The organism is Fodinibius halophilus (genome assembly GCF_011059105.1).
GTDB lineage: Bacteria > Bacteroidota > Rhodothermia > Balneolales > Balneolaceae > Fodinibius > Fodinibius halophilus.
Map to the genome: position 1 here is coordinate 1 of NZ_JAALLS010000080.1, position 506 is coordinate 506.

At 48.2% G+C, this 506-nt stretch carries 1 protein-coding gene; it reads right to left on the reverse strand.

Going from position 1 to position 506, the window contains the following annotated elements; translation table 11 throughout:
• The coding region (locus G3569_RS18250; protein WP_165271520.1) for a transposase at positions 1–374 on the reverse strand (374 nt) is incomplete at its 3' end.
• Between the last annotated feature and the right edge of the window lie 132 nt (positions 375–506).

The following is a 506-nucleotide window of genomic DNA, read 5'->3' on the forward strand; positions in this document are numbered from 1 at the left end:
ATTCCCCGATTGACCCGCTCGATCTGCTCGGGGTAATCTTTGCGGTAATCCGCAATAACCTTATAGCTGGGCTCCAGCCCGGAAAGCAACCAAATAAGCTCGATATTTCGGGCGGCTTCGGCCTGGAGTTTTCGGGAAGAGCTAATCCCTTCAATATATCCATATAGCAAGAGTTTAATCAGGCAGCTTGCGCTGTACCCCCGGCGGCCTACTGTTCCGGTGGCCTCCAGGTGGTCAAAGGGCGCCGGGTCGGTGCCAATAATACGATCCACAATAGCATCGAGTAGCCGTACGGGATGGTCGGGGGCGACCATGTCATCCAGTTTATTCATGAAAGTCAGTTGCTGGCGATCGGGCGGTTGAATCTGCGGCATAATAATAGGGGGTATTAGGAAGAATATATATTATGTAAGATACTGAATGCCATGGGGTTATCCTATTTTTTGGAGCTAAAAAAACACGCTTTTTACAATATATATTTGACTTGGTATTTTCTCACAGCCTCT